The organism is Serratia sp. root2, assembly GCF_031931805.1.
Classification (GTDB): Bacteria; Pseudomonadota; Gammaproteobacteria; order Enterobacterales; family Enterobacteriaceae; genus Serratia; species Serratia inhibens.
Genome location: NZ_JAUJXB010000003.1, coordinates 96,508 through 115,558 on the forward strand (window position 1 = coordinate 96,508; position 19,051 = coordinate 115,558).

15 protein-coding genes are annotated in these 19,051 nt (G+C 59.2%); 14 read left to right on the forward strand and 1 reads right to left on the reverse strand.

Annotated features, from left to right (window positions below):
• Window positions 1–401 precede the first annotated feature (401 nt).
• The 14 genes from QZQ97_RS16655 to QZQ97_RS16720 all read left to right on the forward strand — a co-directional run bounded on the left by QZQ97_RS16655 (window position 402) and on the right by QZQ97_RS16720 (window position 17,807).
• Window positions 402–1,838: a sensor histidine kinase gene (locus QZQ97_RS16655; protein ID WP_311994350.1), complete on the forward strand. Its 1,437-nt coding sequence runs from the start codon at window positions 402–404 to the stop codon at window positions 1,836–1,838.
• A 3-nt stretch (window positions 1,839–1,841) separates the two neighbouring features.
• Window positions 1,842–2,714 carry a two-component system QseEF-associated lipoprotein QseG gene (gene qseG, locus QZQ97_RS16660; protein WP_311994351.1) on the forward strand — a complete coding sequence of 291 codons (873 nt, stop codon included), beginning with the start codon at window positions 1,842–1,844 and terminating at the stop codon, window positions 2,712–2,714.
• Complete coding sequence (gene glrR, locus QZQ97_RS16665) at window positions 2,711–4,048, forward strand: two-component system response regulator GlrR (protein ID WP_004952130.1); 1,338 nt, start codon at window positions 2,711–2,713, stop codon at window positions 4,046–4,048. The genes qseG and glrR overlap by 4 nt, the downstream gene beginning before the upstream one ends.
• A gap of 129 nt (window positions 4,049–4,177) precedes the next feature.
• A complete protein-coding gene (locus tag QZQ97_RS16670; RefSeq protein WP_311994352.1) occupies window positions 4,178–5,800 on the forward strand; it encodes an NAD+ synthase in 1,623 nt (540 codons plus the stop codon).
• A 13-nt stretch (window positions 5,801–5,813) separates the two neighbouring features.
• On the forward strand, window positions 5,814–6,152 hold the full coding sequence (gene glnB / locus QZQ97_RS16675) for a nitrogen regulatory protein P-II (protein ID WP_004847623.1): 339 nt from the start codon (window positions 5,814–5,816) through the stop codon (window positions 6,150–6,152).
• A 457-nt stretch (window positions 6,153–6,609) separates the two neighbouring features.
• Window positions 6,610–7,533, forward strand: a complete 924-nt coding sequence (locus tag QZQ97_RS16680) for a LysR substrate-binding domain-containing protein (protein ID WP_311994353.1) — start codon at window positions 6,610–6,612, stop codon at window positions 7,531–7,533.
• 115 nt (window positions 7,534–7,648) lie between these two features.
• Window positions 7,649–9,112, forward strand: coding sequence for a gamma-aminobutyraldehyde dehydrogenase (locus QZQ97_RS16685; protein WP_311994354.1), 1,464 nt, complete (start codon window positions 7,649–7,651; stop codon window positions 9,110–9,112).
• Window positions 9,113–9,185: 73 nt separating this feature from the next.
• Complete coding sequence (gene ydcS / locus QZQ97_RS16690) at window positions 9,186–10,340, forward strand: putative ABC transporter substrate-binding protein YdcS (protein ID WP_311994355.1); 1,155 nt, start codon at window positions 9,186–9,188, stop codon at window positions 10,338–10,340.
• Window positions 10,341–10,394: 54 nt separating this feature from the next.
• Window positions 10,395–11,423 carry an ABC transporter ATP-binding protein gene (locus QZQ97_RS16695; protein WP_311994356.1) on the forward strand — a complete coding sequence of 343 codons (1,029 nt, stop codon included), beginning with the start codon at window positions 10,395–10,397 and terminating at the stop codon, window positions 11,421–11,423.
• A 1-nt stretch (window position 11,424) separates the two neighbouring features.
• Window positions 11,425–12,369, forward strand: a complete 945-nt coding sequence (locus QZQ97_RS16700; protein ID WP_311994357.1) for an ABC transporter permease — start codon at window positions 11,425–11,427, stop codon at window positions 12,367–12,369.
• A complete protein-coding gene (locus QZQ97_RS16705; RefSeq protein WP_212557638.1) occupies window positions 12,359–13,165 on the forward strand; it encodes an ABC transporter permease in 807 nt (268 codons plus the stop codon). The genes QZQ97_RS16700 and QZQ97_RS16705 overlap by 11 nt, the downstream gene beginning before the upstream one ends.
• A gap of 35 nt (window positions 13,166–13,200) precedes the next feature.
• Window positions 13,201–14,625, forward strand: a complete 1,425-nt coding sequence (gene patD / locus QZQ97_RS16710) for an aminobutyraldehyde dehydrogenase (RefSeq protein ID WP_311994358.1) — start codon at window positions 13,201–13,203, stop codon at window positions 14,623–14,625.
• Window positions 14,626–14,712: 87 nt separating this feature from the next.
• Window positions 14,713–16,623: an NAD(P)-binding protein gene (locus QZQ97_RS16715; RefSeq protein WP_311994359.1), complete on the forward strand. Its 1,911-nt coding sequence runs from the start codon at window positions 14,713–14,715 to the stop codon at window positions 16,621–16,623.
• Window positions 16,620–17,807: a c-type cytochrome gene (locus tag QZQ97_RS16720; RefSeq protein ID WP_311994360.1), complete on the forward strand. Its 1,188-nt coding sequence runs from the start codon at window positions 16,620–16,622 to the stop codon at window positions 17,805–17,807. The genes QZQ97_RS16715 and QZQ97_RS16720 overlap by 4 nt, the downstream gene beginning before the upstream one ends.
• 41 nt (window positions 17,808–17,848) lie before the next feature.
• On the opposite strand, the gene hmpA is transcribed toward QZQ97_RS16720, so the two are convergent.
• Window positions 17,849–19,039 (reverse strand): NO-inducible flavohemoprotein, encoded by a 1,191-nt coding sequence (gene hmpA / locus QZQ97_RS16725; RefSeq protein WP_311994361.1) that lies wholly within the window; start codon window positions 19,037–19,039, stop codon window positions 17,849–17,851.
• Window positions 19,040–19,051: the final 12 nt, after the last annotated feature.

A 19,051-nucleotide genomic window follows, 5' to 3' on the forward strand; every position in this document is an offset into this window, starting at 1 on the left:
CTGTGATGAGTGTTCATCAATCCCGGATACTTATGGATGCTATTCGTCCTGTTCGATGCCAGCCTTGTGCTACATCACCCTGGGGACGAGATTCAAGGGCATCCACTCTTTCTTGCGGTGGGGCAGTTTTGCCCCAGCGTCAAATACCCTTCATACTTGAAGTTGCATCTGTGTTGACTGCGCTTTTGCGCTCCAGTCACTTACTTGAGTAAGCTCCTGGGGACTTACAAGCTTGTCGCCTTGACGCAACGCCAATTATTTTGGGTATATACGATAGGTCCAAACACAAACTCCCCATCCTCACAGCTCGACTCCCCCTATTTTCCTGACGCTCCGCTGAACGCCGGGCTTTCCTCTCACCGGTGACTCGGTTAGCATCGAAGCAGATGAGAGACAATGAGATGATTTCGTTGAAAAGATGGCGTTTATTCCCCCGCTCGCTGCGTCAGTTGGTACTGATGGCGTTTCTGCTGGTGCTGCTGCCGCTGTTGGTGTTGGCTTATCAGGCTTATCAAAGCCTGGATCATCTCAGCGCGCAGGCCGCGGACATCAACCGTACCACGCTGGTGGATGCACGGCGCAGCGAGGCGATGACCAGCGTGGCGCTGGAGATGGAGCGCAGCTATCGTCAGTATTGCGTGCTGGTGGATCCCACCCTGGAGCGGCTGTACCAAAACCAGCGTAAACAGTATTCGCAGATGTTGGACGCCCATGCGCCAATCCTGCCGGATGAACGCTATTATCAAACGTTGCGCAGCCTGCTGACCCAACTGGCCGCGATTAAATGCCAGAGTAGCGGGCCGGACAAACAGGCATCGACGCTGCTGGAGTCTTTCTCGCGTTCCAATGCCGAGATGGTACAGGCCACCCGCGCCGTGGTGTTCTCGCGTGGCCAGCAGTTGCAGCAGGCGATTGCCGAGCGCGGTCAGTTCTTCGGCTGGCAGGCGCTGATGCTGTTTCTGGTCAGCGTGCTGCTGGTGGTGCTCTTCACCCGCATGATTATCGGCCCGGTAAAAGCGGTGGAGCGCATGATCAACCGTCTGGGGGAAGGGAGGGCGCTGGGCAACGCCGAGTCGTTTAAAGGCCCGCGTGAGCTGCGTTCGTTGGCGCAACGCATTATCTGGCTGAGTGAGCGCCTGGCGTGGCTGGAGTCGCAGCGGCATGAGTTCCTGCGCCATATCTCGCATGAATTGAAGACGCCGCTGGCCAGCATGCGCGAGGGCACCGAGCTGTTGGCCGACGAAGTGGCTGGCCCGCTGACCTCCGATCAGAAAGAGGTAGTGACCATTCTCGACGGCAGCAGCCGCCACTTGCAGCAACTGATCGAACAACTGCTGGATTACAACCGTAAACTGGCCGATGGCCCGGCGGAGCATGAGAATGTCGAGCTGCGCGATATGGTCGAGTTGGTGGTCGCCGCGCACAGTCTGCCGGCCAGGGCCAAAATGATCCGTACCGAGATCAAATTGGATGCGGAAATTTGTTGGGCAGAGCCTACGCTTTTAATGCGCGTGCTGGATAATCTCTACTCCAATGCGGTGCACTACGGCAAGGAATCCGGTAACATTTGGATTCGCAGCCGTCAGGTTGGGCAACGGGTGCAGATTGATGTCGCCAACAGCGGCACGCCAATCCCCGAAGCTGAACAAGCCATGATTTTTGAGCCTTTTTTCCAGGGTAGCCACCAGCGAAAAGGGGCAGTAAAAGGAAGCGGTCTGGGGTTGAGCATCGCTCAGGATTGTATCCGCCGGATGCGCGGTGAGTTGCAGCTGGTGGAAGTCGCCGGTGCAGACGTCTGCTTCCGCATTGAATTGCCATTAACCGCCGAGAATGAATAAATAATGTACACATGGTCTAAACGCCTTCGTCTATCGCAGACCGAACGTTCACCGCGTGCCACGCAGAGCGCGCCACTCGGCAAGCGTCGTCTTTCCTTTTTAGGCAGCGTTCTTTGTGTGCCGTTCTTGCTGGCAGGCTGCGTCGATCGCGCGGTCAGCAGCGGCCTGAGTCAGCAGCAGCAAGAAGCGATCCCAGACACCAAAGTGGTGGATTACCGCATCGCGGCCTGCGATACCCTGTGGCAGCTCGACGACAAAGACGCTTTGAATAATTCACTTTACTGGCTGCGCGCGATGGATTGCGCCGATCGCGTTGGGTCGACCCAGGCGCGCTCGCTGGCGAAAACCCTGCCTGGCGACAGCTGGGACGGCATTTTCAAGCAAAGTATTCTGCTGGGCAGCGCCGAGCCGACGTCGGGCGAACGTCGCCAGATGATCGATCGTCTGAACAGTTACCGTCTGGCGTTCCCAAGTTCCTTGCGCCCGTTGCTGCAACTGTGGCGCCAGCAGCAGGTTCTGCAGATCACCTTGTTCGATGAAAAGGCGCGCTATCAGCATCTGCAGGAAGGCTCGGACAGCCAGATAGATGCGCTGCGGCAGAGCCAGATCCGTTTGCAGGCTCAGTTACAGGATACCTCGCGCAAGCTGGAGAATCTGACCGATATCGAACGTCAGCTCTCCTCGCGCAAGCAACTGCAGGGCGAAATCCCGGATAACGGCACGACACAGCAAAAAACCGACGCCGCAGATAAAAACGCCGCGTCGGGCAAGGCCGCAGAACCGGAAGCCGAACCGGAAAAGGGCACCGCCCTGCCGGTGGATCCGGAAGATACCTACGCGCCGCCCCCCGCCAACAAGGAGTCTCACGCGCGATGACAGCACGCAAACCGGCCAATTTGTTATTGGTTGACGACGATCCCAGCCTGCTCAAGCTGTTGGGAATGCGCCTGACCAGCGAAGGTTTTCATGTCACCACTGCGGAAAGCGGCCAGGAAGCGCTGCGCCTGTTGGGGCGTGAACAGATTGATCTGGTGATCAGCGATCTGCGGATGGACGAAATGGACGGCATGGCGCTGTTTGCCGAAATTCAAAAGCATCAGCCTGGCATGCCGGTGATCATTCTTACCGCCCATGGTTCGATCCCGGATGCGGTAGCCGCCACTCAGCAGGGCGTGTTCAGCTTCCTCACCAAACCGGTGGATCGCGATGCGCTGTACAAGGCCATTGATGAAGCGCTGTCGCTCTCCCTGCCGGCCGGTGATGACAGTTGGCGCGAAGATATCGTCACCCGCAGCCCGATTATGCTGCGCCTGCTGGAACAGGCGAAAATGGTGGCGCAGTCCGACGTCAGCGTACTGATCAACGGCCACAGCGGCACCGGTAAAGAAGTGTTGGCCCAGGCTATCCACGGCGCCAGCCCACGCGGCAAGAAAGCCTTTATCGCCATTAACTGCGGTGCCTTGCCGGAACAACTGCTGGAGTCTGAGCTGTTCGGTCACGCCAAAGGGGCCTTTACCGGCGCGGTCAGCAGCCGTGAAGGGCTGTTCCAGGCGGCGGCGGGCGGCACGCTGTTTCTCGATGAGATCGGCGATATGCCGCTGTCGTTACAGGTTAAGCTGCTGCGCGTACTGCAGGAGCGCAAGGTGCGCCCATTGGGCAGCAACCGCGATCTGGACATCGATGTGCGGATTATTTCCGCCACCCACCGTGATCTGCAAAAGGCAATGGCGAAAAACGAGTTCCGCGAGGATCTCTACTACCGCCTGAACGTGGTGAACCTGAAGATCCCTGCGCTGAATGAACGGGCTGAAGACATTCCGCTGCTGGCCAATCATCTGCTGCGTGAATCCGCCAAGCGCCACAAGCCGTTCGTCCGCAGCTTCTCTTCCGATGCCATGAAACGCCTGATGACCGCCACCTGGCCGGGCAACGTGCGTCAACTGGTAAACGTGATCGAACAGTGCGTGGCGTTGACGTCCGCGCCGGTGATCAGCGAAGCGCTGGTGGAACAGGCGCTGGAAGGGGAAAATACCGCGTTGCCGACCTTCGTCGAGGCGCGTAATCAGTTTGAATTGCACTATCTGCGCAAGCTGTTGCAGATCACCAAGGGTAACGTAACCCAGGCCGCGCGCATGGCGGGACGCAACCGTACCGAGTTTTATAAATTGCTGTCGCGCCATGAATTGGACGCCAACGATTTTAAAGAATGATGTTTTCCGTCAGGGCCTGCGAATGCAGGTTCTCAACAAACGCGGCGGAATGATTTACACTCCGTTCTCTTTGTCGTGGCATGATCGGGCGTAGAGAACCATGGAACGTATTGAGCAGGATCCTAAACAATGAGCAGATCACTTTCCATCGCATTGGCCCAGCTGAATTTGCTGGTCGGTGACATTGAAGGCAACACCGAACGCATGTTGCAAACCGTGCAAGAGCAGCAGAAGGCGGGAGCCGATTTGGTCATGTTCACCGAGCTGGCGCTGTCCGGTTATCCGCCGGAAGACCTGCTGTATCGCGACGACTTCTACCAGCGCTGTGACGCGCAGCTTCATCGCCTGCAGCAGGCGTCCGCCGGGGTGGCGATTTTGGTCGGCCACCCGTGGCGCGAAGGCGACAAGCTGTATAACGCGTTGTCGCTGTTCTCTGAAGGACAACTGTTGGCGCGCTATTTCAAGCAACAGCTGCCGAACTACGGCGTCTTCGATGAGAAACGCTACTTCAATGCCGGCAGCGATACCTGCGTGGTGGATCTGAAAGGCTATCGTCTGGGCTTGCTGATTTGCGAAGATCTGTGGTTCCCGGAGCCGGTCGATGCTGCCAGGGCCGCCGGTGCCGAAATGATTTTGTCGATCAACGCCTCGCCGTACAATCGCGAGAAGCCGTATATCCGCAAGACGCTGATGGCCGGCCATTGCCAGCGCACCCACCTGCCGCTGGTGTACCTGAACCAGATTGGCGGGCAGGATGAATTGATTTTTGACGGTTGCTCGAAGGTGTTCGACGCGGCCGGCAATATGACCCACCGTCTGAAGGCATTTGCCGAGCAGGTTACCCTGCTGGAGTTCGATGATCTGGACGTGGTGCCGATGACTGACCCGGCCGCCGAGCTGCCGCAGTTGGCGCAGGTCTATGAAGCACTGGTGTTGGCAGTGCGCGACTACGTGACCAAAAACGGCTTCAAGGGCGCGGTGTTGGGGCTGTCCGGCGGTATTGACTCGGCGCTGACGCTGGCGATTGCCGTCGATGCTCTGGGCAAAGACAAGGTGCAGGCGCTGATGATGCCGTTCCGCTACACCGCGGATATCAGCATTGCCGACGCCAAGGAAGAGGCTGAAATCCTCGGCGTCGAGTTCGATATCGTCTCCATCGAACCGATGTTCGACGCCTTTATGGGCCAGCTGACGCCGATGTTCGCCGGCACCGAACGCGACACCACCGAAGAAAACCTGCAGGCGCGCTGCCGCGGCGTGGTGCTGATGGCACTGTCCAACAAGCGTCGCAGCATCGTGCTGACCACCGGTAACAAAAGCGAGATGGCCGTAGGCTACGCCACGCTGTATGGTGATATGGCCGGTGGCTTTGACGTACTGAAGGACGTGCCGAAAACGCTGGTGTTCAAATTGTCCGAATACCGCAATACCGTCTCCTACGTGATCCCGCAGCGCGTTATCGATCGTCCGCCGTCCGCCGAGCTGGCACCGGATCAGGTCGATCAGGACAGCCTGCCGCCGTACGACATTCTGGATGCGATTCTGGAAGGTTACGTCGAACGCGATAAATCGGTTGCCGATCTGGTGGCTGAAGGCTTTGACGAAGCGATCGTGCGCAAGGTTATCCGCCTGGTGGATATCAACGAATACAAGCGGCGTCAGGCCGCCGTCGGGCCGCGCATCACCGCCCGCAATTTCGGCAAAGACCGCCGCTACCCAATCACATCCGGCTTTGGCCGCAAAAATTGGTAATTAAGGAAAGACGATGAAAAAAATTGACGCGATTATCAAGCCGTTCAAACTGGATGACGTCCGCGAGGCCCTGGCTGAAGTCGGCATTACCGGTATGACCGTGACCGAAGTGAAAGGCTTTGGCCGCCAGAAGGGCCACACCGAGCTGTACCGTGGCGCGGAGTACATGGTCGATTTTCTGCCGAAGGTGAAAATTGAGATTGTCGTGGCCGACGATATCGTCGACACCTGCGTGGAAACCATCATGCAGACCGCGCAAACCGGTAAAATCGGCGACGGTAAAATCTTCGTCTTCGACGTGGCGCGCGTGGTGCGTATTCGTACCGGTGAGCAGGACGAAGAAGCGATTTAATGCGATCGTCTACCGAGCACCGCCGGCTTGAACCTGGGCAGTGCTCGGCCTCCTCGCGTACTGGGTGTTTCGGGGCACTGCTGGCTTGAGCGATACCCCGACCCCTCTCACCCTGCGCTAAACTCCCCCCAAGGCTTTATCGCTCAGTCATTTCTGCCATCAGCATTCTAAAAAAGCGAAGGCTATCGCGTTTTTGATAGTTTTTTCGATCGCTTTCCTCACGGGATCTACACTCAACTCAACTATCTTGATTTAGGCGATCCCCCATGAATGTCAAGTTGCGGCCAGGCGGCAAGGGCGTGCATCCCCAGGAGCTTACTCAAGTCAGTGGCTGGGGTGACAAATCTGCCGGGAGCAGATTTGAATGCTGCTCGCAGCGGCCCTTTAGGGCGTGGCCCACGGATGGGCCACGTAACAGCGCGCAGACAACAACGCAGCGGCTTGAAAGGCGATGGGTATGATGACGCTGCGCCAGATCCGTCACTTTATCGCCGTGGCGGAAACCGGCTCCATCTCTGCCGGCGCCCAGGCGGTGTTTGTTTCCCAGTCTTCGCTGACGCTGGCTATCCAACAGCTGGAAACCGAAATCGGCGTGCGGCTGTTCGAGCGCCACGCCAAGGGCATGAACCTGACGCATCAGGGTCATCAGTTCCTGCGTCAGTCTTACCTGATCCTCGCCACGGTGGATAACGCCAAACGCAGCCTGCAACTCGGTACCGAAAGCCTGACCGGCAAACTGACCATTGGCGTCACCAGTCTGGTGGCGGGCTACTTTTTGGTGGAACTGCTGAAGCGGTTTAAATCGGCTTATCCCAACGTCACCATTCAGGTGGTAGAAGATGAACGCCCCTATATTGAGCACCTGCTGGTGAGCGGGGAGATCGACATCGGTGTGCTGATCTTGTCGAATATCGAAGACCGCGATGCGCTGCAAACCGAAGTATTGATGCACTCGCCCTATCGCTTGTGGTTACCGCCGTTGCACCCGTTGCTGGAGCACGAAAGCATCAGTCTGGCAGATGTGGCAAAGCAACCGCTGATCCAGCTTAACGCCGACGAAATGGACGTGCATGCGCGGCGCATCTGGGCGCGCGCCGGGCTGAAACCGGAGATCGCCATGAAAACCGCCTCGACCGAAGCGGTGCGTAGCCTGGTGGCGGCGGGGATGGGGGTTTCCATCCAGCCGGACATGGCGTACCGCGCCTGGTCGCTGGAAGGCAATATGATTGAGGCGCGCAAGCTGGCGGATCTGCTGGAGCCGCTGGATATCGGCCTGGCGTGGCGGCGGGGCAGTGCGCGGCCGGAACTGGTCACGCCGTTTCTTACCATCGCGCGTGAGAATGGCAATATGCATGCTGCCGGCCTGAAGCATTCGATTTAATCGAACGCGGCCTTCAGTATTTAGAATTTGTTGGCTGCCTGATGCTCGCATAGTCTGATTAAAACTAACTTATTCACATTTAGTTAACGTTTTTGTCACTCAGGGGCGTCAGGCGATGGCAGATGTGCACTTCCTTACAGGCTTGACCTGTCAGCAATTTATTAACGGTGAATCGGTCGAAGGCGAAGGCCAGCAAGAGTGCATCGTTAATCCCGCCAATGGCGAAACGCTGGTTTCGATTACCGAGGCTTCATCGGCGCAGGTCGGTAGCGCGGTCAAGGCTGCACACCAGGCTTTTGGTCAATGGTCGCGTACCACCCCGGCTTACCGAGCTTCTATTTTGTTACGCATCGCCGACGCTATCGAGCGGCAGGCCGAGTATTTGGCTGGGTTGGAGGCGCTTAACTGCGGCAAGCCGCTGCATCAGGCGCGTAGCGACGATCTTCCGGCGGCCATCGACGTTTTCCGCTTTTTTGCCGGTGCGGTACGCACTCAGCAAGGGCAACTGGCCGGTGAATATATTGAAGGGCATACCTCAATGATCCGCCGCGACCCGATCGGCGTGGTGGCCTCTATTGCGCCGTGGAATTATCCGTTGATGATGGCAGCGTGGAAAATCGCGCCGGCGCTGGCTGCGGGCAACACCGTGGTATTCAAGCCTTCCGAACATACCCCGCTGAGCATTTTGGCGCTGGTGCCTGCGTTGCAGGAGATCCTGCCGCCGGGGGTGCTGAACATTCTGTACGGCGGTGGAGAGGGGGTCGGTAGCCATTTGGTCGGCCACCCGCAGGTTCGGCTGGTATCGGTGACCGGCGACATCGTTACCGGGCAAAAAATTCTGCAGGCGGCGGCGAAAAGCGTGAAGCGCACTCATCTGGAACTGGGAGGTAAAGCGCCGGTTATTGTCTGTGACGATGCCGATCTCGACGAGGTGGTCAGCAGCATCCGCACTTACGGCTATTACAACGCCGGCCAGGATTGCACCGCCGCCTGTCGTATCTACGCGCAGGCGGGGATTTATCCGAAGCTGGTGGACGCGTTGGGTGAAGCCGTCGCCAGCCTGCGCTTTGCCCGCAAGCGCGATGAAGACAATGAAATCGGCCCGCTGATCAGCAGCCGTCAGCGCGATCGTGTCGCCAGTTTTGTCGAGCGGGCGCTTAGCCAGCCGCATATCGAATTGATCACCGGTGCCGCCGCGCACTCCGGCCCAGGGTTTTACTACCAGCCAACGCTGTTGGCCGGTTGCCTGCAAAGCGATGAGATCGTTCAGCGCGAAGTGTTTGGCCCGGTCGTGAGCGTAACCCGCTTTGACCATCTGGAGCAGGCGGTCAACTGGGCCAACGATTCCGAATACGGGCTGGCCTCATCGGTATGGACGCAGAATATCGATCGGGCGCTGCATATCGCAGCCCATCTGCAATACGGCACTACCTGGATCAACACCCATTTCACCCTGGCGAGCGAGATGCCGCACGGCGGCCTGAAGCGCTCCGGCTACGGTAAGGATCTTTCCAGCGATTCGCTGCAGGATTACAGCGTTGTAAGACACGTAATGGCGAAATTCAAAGCCAGCTTCTAGCGGTTTCATAAAGCAAAAAACGGCGGCAGCCGTTCCCTGCCGCACACAGATACGCAACACAGGGGTAATTACGATGGGAAAAACTACCGCAGTCACCACCACGCTCTCCGCGCTCTGTATCACCGTGCTTTGCGGCTTGGCCCAGGCGGCCGAGTTGCCGCAGGCGCTCGGTAAAGGCGAAGGGCGGCTGGATATCATCGCCTGGCCCGGTTACATCGAGCGCGGCCAGTCCGACAAAAACTATGACTGGGTCACCCAGTTTGAGAAACAAACCAGCTGCGCGGTGAATGTGAAAACCGCCGCGACCTCCGATGAAATGGTCAGTCTGATGGCCAAAGGCGGTTACGATCTGGTCACCGCTTCCGGCGATGCCTCACTGCGATTGATCCTCGGCAAGCGGGTACAACCGATCAATACCGCGCTAATCCCCAACTGGAAAAATATCGACCCGCGTCTGCTGAACGGCGCCTGGTACACCGTGGACGGCAAAACTTACGGCACGCCCTATCAGTGGGGCCCGAATCTGTTGATGTACAACACCAAAACCTTCCCGACCCCGCCGGACAGCTGGGGCGTGGTGTTCCAGCAACAGAACCTGCCGGACGGCAAAACCAATCAGGGCCGGGTGCAAGCTTACGATGGGCCGATTTATATCGCCGATGCGGCGCTGTTCCTGAAGGCCACTCAGCCGCAACTTGGCATCAGCGATCCGTATCAGCTTAATGAAGAGCAGTATCAGGCGGCGTTGAAGCTGTTGCGCACTCAACACGCGTTGATCCACCGCTACTGGCACGATACCTCGGTACAGATGAGTGATTTCAAAAATGAAGGCGTGGTCGCTTCCAGCGCCTGGCCGTATCAGGCCAATGCCCTGAAAGGCGAGAGCCAGCCAATCGCCACCGTATTCCCGAAGGAGGGGGTTACCGGCTGGGCGGATACCACCATGCTGCATGCCGACGCCAAACATCCGAACTGCGCCTACCAGTGGATGAACTGGTCGCTGGAGCCGAAGGTACAGGGCGACGTTGCCGCCTGGTTCGGTTCAGTGCCTGCCTCCCCGGCGGGCTGCAAGGCCAGCACGCTGCTGGGCGAGAAGGGCTGTGAAACCAACGGCTTTAATCAGTTCGACAAGATCGCCTTTTGGAAAACGCCGCAGGCGCAGGGCGGCAAGTTTGTGCCGTACAGCCGCTGGACGCAGGACTATATCGCCATCATGGGCGGCCGGTAACGAGCAGGGGCGCAGTTCGCTGCGCCCAAACAGCATAAGTGTGGAGCGTACATCATGACCATTGCCGTGCAATTTATCGATGTTTCGCGGACCTTCGGCGATGTTCGCGCCGTAGACCGGGTGTCTATCGAGATACAGGACGGGGAATTCTTCTCCATGCTGGGGCCGTCGGGCTCGGGCAAAACCACTTGCCTGCGGTTGATTGCCGGTTTTGAGCAGCTCAGCGCCGGTTCGATCCGCATCCACGGTCAGGAGGCCGCCAACCTGCCGCCGTACCAGCGTGACGTGAATACCGTATTTCAGGATTACGCCCTGTTCCCGCACATGTCGGTGTTGGAAAACGTCGCCTACGGGCTGATGGTGAAAGGCGTCGCCAAACGCGAACGGCTGGCGCGCGCACAGGAGGCGTTGGACAGCGTGGCGCTGGGGTTTGTGGCCGAACGCAAGCCGGCGCACCTATCGGGTGGTCAGCGGCAGCGCGTTGCGCTGGCCCGAGCCTTGGTCAACCGGCCACGGGTGCTGTTGCTGGACGAGCCGCTCGGCGCGCTGGATCTCAAACTGCGCGAGCAGATGCAGGGCGAACTGAAAAAACTGCAGCGCCAGTTGGGCATCACCTTTATTTTCGTCACCCACGATCAAAGCGAAGCGCTGTCGATGTCCGATCGCGTGGCGGTGTTCAACAATGGCCGCATCGAGCAGGTCGATGCGCCGCGCGAGCTGTATATGCGGCCGAAGACGCCGTTCGTCGCCGAGTTTGTCGGTACCTCCAACGTGGTGCGCAGCGAACTGGCGCAGCGGTTGCTCGGCCAAACCGCCACCTTCTCTATTCGTCCGGAGCATATCCGTCTGGCGGATCAGGCCGGCGCGGCACCGGATGAAATCCAGGTGCAGGGCACGTTGCAGGAGATCCATTATCAGGGCGCGGCAACGCGTTATGAAATCACGTTGAGCAGCGGCGAAAAACTGCTGGTCAGCCAGGCAAATCCTCAGTGGCATGCCGGCGGGCAGCAGCGTTTGATCGGGCAGCCGGTCATCGCCTGCTGGTCGCGTGAGGCGATGGTACCGCTGCTGGAGGAGAGGTGAGATGGATATGAGCATCGACTTTCCCGCGTCGCGCCGCGGTACCCTGCGCGCTCTGTCAACCTGGCTCTATCGCCGCCCGACGCTGTATCTGTTGCTGCTGTTGGTGCCACCGTTGCTGTGGTTTGGCGCGGTGTATCTCGGCTCGTTGTTGACGCTGCTGTGGCAGGGGTTCTACACCTTCGACGACTTCACCATGACGGTGACGCCGGATCTGACCTTCGATAACCTGCGGGCGCTGTTCAATCCGGCCAACTACGACATCATCTTGCGTACCCTGACGATGGCGGTGCTGGTGTCGCTGGCCAGCGCGGTGCTGGCGTTCCCGATTGCCTATTATATGGCGCGCTATACCAGCGGCCGCGTCAAAGCGTTTTTCTATATTGCGGTGATGATGCCGATGTGGGCCAGTTACATCGTCAAGGCCTATGCCTGGACGCTGCTGTTGGCTAAAGACGGCGTAGCCCAGTGGTTCCTGCAGCACCTCGGGTTGGAACCGGTACTGGCGGCAATCCTGACCGTGCCGGGCGTAGGGGGCAACACCCTGTCGACCTCCGGACTGGGGCGTTTTCTGGTGTTCGTGTATATCTGGCTGCCGTTCATGATTTTGCCGATCCAGGCCGCGTTGGAGCGCTTGCCGCCTTCGCTGTTGCATGCCTCGGCGGATCTGGGCGCGCGCCCGGCGCAGACTTTCCGTTACGTGATCTTGCCGCTGGCGGTGCCGGGCATTGCTGCCGGGTCGATATTCACTTTCTCGCTGACGCTGGGGGACTTCATCGTGCCGCAGCTGGTGGGGCCGCCGGGTTACTTTATCGGCAGCATGGTGTACGCCCAACAGGGGGCGATCGGGAATATGCCGATGGCGGCGGCCTTTACCCTGGTGCCGATCGTACTGATCGCGATTTATCTTTCCATTGTGAAACGTCTGGGGGCCTTCGATGCACTCTGAACGCGCGCCGTTAGGGCTGAAGTTGGCCGCCTGGGGCGGTTTGATCTTCCTGCATTTCCCGCTGGCGATTATCGCCATCTATGCCTTCAACACCGAGGACGCTGCCTTCAGCTTCCCGCCAAAAGGGTTTACGCTGCATTGGTTCAGCGTGGCTGCAGGCAGGCAGGATATCCTCGATGCGATGCTGCTTTCGGCGCAAATAGCCGCGCTGGCGACCGCCGTGGCGCTGGTGCTGGGCACACTGGCGGCAGCGGCGCTGTACCGGCGTGATTTCTTCGGCAAGGACAGCATTTCGCTGCTGCTGTTGTTGCCTATCGCGCTGCCGGGCATCGTCACCGGTCTGGCGCTGCTGGCGGCGTTCAAGGCGCTGAATATCGAGCCGGGGGTGCTGACCATAGTCATCGGTCATGCCACCTTCTGCGTGGTGATCGTGTTCAATAACGTGATTGCCCGTTTCCGCCGCACCTCTTACAGCCTGATCGAGGCGTCTATGGATCTGGGCGCCGACGGTTGGCAAACCTTCCGCTACGTGATGTTACCCAACCTGGGGTCGGCGCTGCTGGCTGGCGGCATGCTGGCGTTCGCGCTGTCGTTCGACGAAATCATTGTCACCACCTTCACCGCCGGGCATGAGCGCACGTTGCCGCTGTGGCTGCTAAACCAGCTCGGCCGCCCGCGCGATGTGCCGATCACCAACGTGGTGGCGTTATCGGTGATGTTGCTGACCATGATCCCGATTTTGGGTGCCTATTACCTGACCAAGGGCGGCGAAAGCGTCGCCGGCAGCGGCAAATAATTTCCTGACCCGACATCTTACAAAAGGATAACCCTATGCAAAGCCAATTGTTGATTAACGGCCAACTGGTTACCGGCCAGGGGACGTCGCTGCCGGTGTATAACCCGGCGACCGGAGAGGTGATCTTGCAGGTAGCGCAAGCCAGTCTGGAGCAGGTGGATCAGGCCGTGCTGGCGGCCGATGCCGCGTTTACCGAATGGGGACAGACCACGCCGAAAGAGCGTGCCGACTACCTCCTGAAGCTGGCAAGTCTGATCGATAGCCACGCGGAAACCTTTGCCCGGTTGGAATCGCTCAACTGCGGCAAGCCTTATCACTGCGTGCTGAACGATGAACTGCCCGCAGTGGCCGACGTATTCCGCTTCTTCGCCGGTGCCAGCCGCTGCCTGAGCGGGCTGGCGGCCGGCGAGTATCTGGCCGGGCACACCTCGATGATCCGCCGCGATCCCCTGGGCGTGGTGGCCTCTATCGCTCCCTGGAACTACCCGCTGATGATGGCGGCGTGGAAACTGGCTCCGGCGCTGGCGGCGGGCAATTGCGTGGTGATTAAACCGTCGGAACAGACCCCGCTGACCACCTTTAAGCTGGCCGAACTGGCCGCCGGGCTGTTCCCGCCGGGCGTGCTTAACGTGTTGTTCGGCCAGGGCATCGGTGTCGGCGATCGGCTGACCGGCCATGACAAGGTACGAATGGTGTCGCTCACCGGTTCGATCGCCACCGGGGAGCACATTATCGCCCATACCGCGCCGGGCATTAAGCGTACCCATATGGAGCTGGGGGGCAAGGCGCCGGTATTGGTGTTTGACGATGCCGACCTGCAACAGGTGGTAGAAGGTATCCGCAGCTTCGGTTATTACAACGCCGGCCAGGATTGTACCGCCGCTTGCCGCATTTATGCTCAGAAAGGCATTTACCCCGAACTGGTGAAGCGGTTGGGCGAGGCGGTCGCCAGCCTGAAAATCGGGCCGCCGGAAGACGAAAGCAGCGAGCTCGGCCCGTTAATCACCGCCCAGCATCTGGAGCGGGTGGCGGGATTTGTCGAGCGGGCGAAGGCGCTGCCGCATGTGCAGGTGGTGACCGGCGGTGAGCGGGTTAACGGCCCCGGCTACTATTTCCAGCCGACGCTGCTGGCCGGCACGTTGCAGGAAGATGAAATCGTGCAGCGGGAGGTGTTCGGCCCGGTAGTCACCATCACCGAGTTTGACGATGAGGCGCAGGTGCTGGCCTGGGCCAATGAGTCCAACTACGGACTGGCGTCGTCGCTGTGGACCCGTGACGTGGGCCGTGCGCATCGGTTGAGCGCTCGCCTGCAATACGGTTGCACCTGGGTGAATACCCATTTCATGCTGGTGAGCGAAATGCCGCACGGCGGCCAGAAGCTGTCGGGCTACGGCAAGGATATGTCGATGTACGGGCTGGAGGACTACACCGCGATCCGGCATGTGATGTTCAAACATTGATTTTACTGTATTTATCCGCAAAATAGCGCGCCTTCAGACCGGCTTCGACCGGTCTGACTGATAATAAGAATTGAAAGGAAGCCAATTATGGGTATCACCAGACGCGATTTTCTTAATGGGGTAGCGATCACTATTGCCGCCGGACTGACGCCGATGCAGATCTTGCGCGCGTCACCGCAAACCGCCAATCAAACCCTGTACTATCCGCCGACGCTGACCGGATTGCGTGGTAACCATCCGGGCTCGTTCGAGCACGCGCACCAACTGGGGCGCGACGGCAAGGCATTCGATTTCGGCAGCGTACCCGCCACGGAAGAGTTTGACCTGATCGTGGTCGGTGCGGGCATCAGCGGGCTGGCCGCCGCCTGCTTCTGGCAGCAAATGAAGGGCGCACAGCAGCGTATTTTGCTGATCGACAACCACGATGACTTTGGCGGCCATGCCAAGCGCAATGAATTCAGCAGCGAAAACGGCACTATTCTCGGCTATGGCGGCAGTGAGTCGCTGCAATCGCCACGCTCGAACTTCAGCCCGGTGGCGATGGGACTGCTGCAAAAGCTCGGCGTCAGCATCGACAACCTGGAAAAGGCATTCGATAAAACCTTCTACCCTGATCTGAACCTGAGCCGCGGCGTCTATTTCGATCGTAAAAACTTCGGCGTCGACAAAGTGGTGAATGGCGATCCAGGGCGTATGGTGGCGGATGATATTCCGCATGATCGGCTCAATGGCCGCTCCTACGAAGCCTTTATCGGCGATTTCCCGCTGCCGGAAAGTGATCGACAGGCGCTGATCGCGCTGCACACGGTGGACAAGGATTATCTGCCTGACCTGACTCAGGAACAAAAGGGCGAATGGCTCGACAAGCACAGTTATACCCAGTTCCTGCGTGAAAAGGTCGGTCTGAGCGAAATGGCTATCCGTTATTTCCAGCAGACCACCAGCGATTTCCAGGCGGTGGGCATTGACGCCACCTCGTGCAGCGATGCGCGCATCTGCGATCTGCCCGGCCTCAACGGCATGAACCTGCCGCCGCTGGATGAGGAGTCGCAGGCGGATCTCGACGATCCTTACGTGTTCCACTTCCCGGATGGCAACGCCACGCTGGCGCGCCTGATGGTCCGTCATCTGATCCCGGACGTGGCACCGGGCGGCAAGGACATGAACGACATCGTGCTGGCGACGTTCGACTACAGCCGGCTCGATCGACCGGAATCGCCGGTAAAACTGCGCCTGAACAGCACCGGCTTGCACGCGGCGAACGTCGGCGACAAGGTTGAAGTGACCTATATGACCGGCGAGAAAATGACCAAGGTGCGCGCCGGGCAGGTGGTGATGGCCGGTTACAACATGATGATCCCGTATCTGGTGCCGGAAATGTCGCATGAGCAGCAAGAGGCGCTGAAGCAGAACGTGAAATCACCGCTGGTGTACAGCAAAGTGGTGATCCGCAACTGGCAGTCGTTTATCAAGCTGGGTGTGCATGAGGTGTATTCGCCGACCGCGCCTTATTGCCGCGTGAAGCTGGATTATCCGGTGAGCATGGGCGGTTATGAACATCCTCGCGACCCGAATCGGCCGATCGGCCTGCACATGGTGTATGTGCCGACGCTGGCGGGCAGCGGGCTGAGCCCGCGCGAACAGTCGCGCAAAGGCCGCGCCTTGCTGCTGGGCACGCCGTTTGAGGTGCATGAGCAGATGATCCGCGAACAGTTACAGGGCATGCTGGGTTCCGCCGGTTTCGACCATCAGCGCGATATTCAGGCGATCACCGTTAACCGCTGGTCGCACGGCTATTCCTACTTCCTCAATGGGCTGTTTGATGATGAAGAGGAGGCGAAAAAAATCATTGAGACGGCGCGTAAGCCGATAGGCAAGATTGTCATAGCCAACTCGGATTCGGACTGGAGCCCGTACGCCAACTCGGCAATCGATCAGGCATGGCGCGCAGTCAATGAACTGGCCTTCGGCCAGGCGGCCGTCAAGGAGGGAGCATGAGTCTACGTTCATGGTATCTGCTGACCTTGCTGGCGGCGGGCGGTTCGGCTCAGGCGATGTCGGCCGGGGAATACGTGGCCAAGGCCGGTGACTGCACCGCCTGCCATACCGCGCCGGGCGGCGCCTTGCTGGCCGGCGGCATGAAGTTCCCGACGCCGCTGGGCGCTATTTACGCCACCAATATCACGCCGGATAAGCAGCACGGCATCGGTGCCTATTCTTTTGACGAGTTTGACCGCGCCATGCGTCAGGGCATCGCCAAAGATGGCCATCGCCTGTATCCGGCGATGCCCTATACCTCTTACGCCAAGATGAATGCGGCGGATATGCGCGCGCTGTACGATTATCTGATGCAGGAAGTGCCGGCGCAGAACGCTGCCAACCGCGCCGGCGATATCCGTTGGCCGTTGTCGATGCGTTGGCCGCTGGCGGTTTGGAATCAGCTGTTCCATGACGATGCCCAATATCAGCCGGACAACGGGCAGAGCGCCGAGTGGAACCGCGGCGCTTATCTGGTGCAGGGCGCGGGCCACTGCGGCAGCTGCCATACGCCACGCGGCTGGGCAATGCAGGAAAAGGGGCTGGACAGCAAGGAGCCTGCCTTCCTGAGCGGGGCCGAGCTGGACGGTTGGTACGCGTCTAACCTGCGCGGCATGCCGCAGGAAGAGGTGGCGGCACTGTTGAAAACCGGCCGCAGCCGACATGCTGCGGTAGCTGGGCCGATGAGCGAGGTGGTCACCCACAGTACGCAGTATCTTACCGATGGCGATCTGAACGCCATTGCCACTTATCTGCACAGTCTGGCGGCGGAAAACTCCCCGGCAGAGAAAGCCGTTGCCCCGGTGGCCGGCAGTCAACAGGCCGGGCAGCGCACCTATGCAATGTACTGTTCAACCTGCCACGGCAATAAAGGCGAGGGCAGCGACAACACCATTCCGGCATTGGCAGGCAACGCGACGGTGACGGCGGACAATCCGCTGACTGCGCTGCGTGTCCTGCTGGAAGGGGCGCAAACGCCGATCACTCAACAGGCCACCGCGATCGCCATGCCAGGTTACGGCTGGGCATTGAACGACCGGCAGGCTGCCGATCTGATGAGTTATTTACGCGGAAGTTGGGGTAATCAGGCTGGAGCGGTAACGGTGCAGCAGGTGCAGGAGGCGCGCAGGCTGGCGGAGAAATAACAGCGGGGCGCGGTGCTGTTCACAGACCGCGCCCCGTTTGATTACAGTACCTTATGCGGGCCGAAGCATTCGTAATGGATGTTCTCGGCGTTCACGCCCATGTCCAGCAGCTGTTTGCCCACATGCTGCATAAACGGCACCGGGCCGCAGAAGTAATAATGCATCTGTGGATCCTCGAGCCTTTCGCGCAGTGCGCTGAGGTTCATCAGCCCACGGCTCTGATAATCGCGGCCTTCCACGTCGTCGGTGCCCGGCTCGCGGTACCAGACGTGACTGCTCAGGTTTGGCATGCGGCCGGCGATATCCGCCACTTCATCTGCAAAGGCGTGAACGCTGCCGTTTTCCGCTGCGTGCAACCAGTGCACGTTCGCCTGATGCAGGCTGTCGTGCAGGGTATTGAGCATACCTAGCATGGGCGTTTGGCCCACGCCGGCGGAGATCAGGGCTACCGGGGTGGTTGGCTGCACGTCAAGGAAGAAATCTCCGTGCGGCGGCGCCAGATAAAGTACATCGCCCTCTTTGGCTTGCTGATGCAGGAAATTTGAGACCTTACCTTGATCTTCACGCTTCACCGCGATGCGGTAGTATTCGCCGTTAGGCGCGGTGGTCAGCGAGTATTGGCGGATTTCCTGATTTTCCATGCTGTCGTCATTGATATAGACCGCCAGATATTGCCCCGGCTTGAAGTCAATCACGCGGCCGCCGTCCACCGGCGCCAGCACGAAGCTGCAAATCACGTCGCTTTGCGGCTGCTTTTTGACAATGCGGAAAGCGCGCCGCTCGCGCCAGCCGCCGTTCGCGTTTTCACTCTCCTGATAAATCTGGCCTTCACGCTGGATAAACACGTTCGCCAATACGCCGTAGGCCTTGCCCCAGGCATCCAGCACTTCCTGGCCTGGGCTGAACATTTCGTCCAGCGTCGCCAGCAGGTGGCCGCCGACAATTTGATACTGCTCCGGCTGAATATTCAGGCTGGTGTGCTTTTGGGCAATACGCTCTACCGCCGGCAGCAGCGCCGCCAGGTTTTCGATATTGGCCGCATAGGCACAGATCGCATCGAACAACGCCTGGCGTTGATCGCCGTTGCGCTGGTTATTCATGTTGAAAACATCTTTCAACTCAGGATTGTGTTCGAACATGCGATCGTAGAAATGAGCGGTCAGTTTAGGCCCGGTAGCAGCCAGCAGGGGGAGGGTGGATTTTACGGTGGCGATGGTTTGGCTATCCAGCATGGTAGCGCTCCT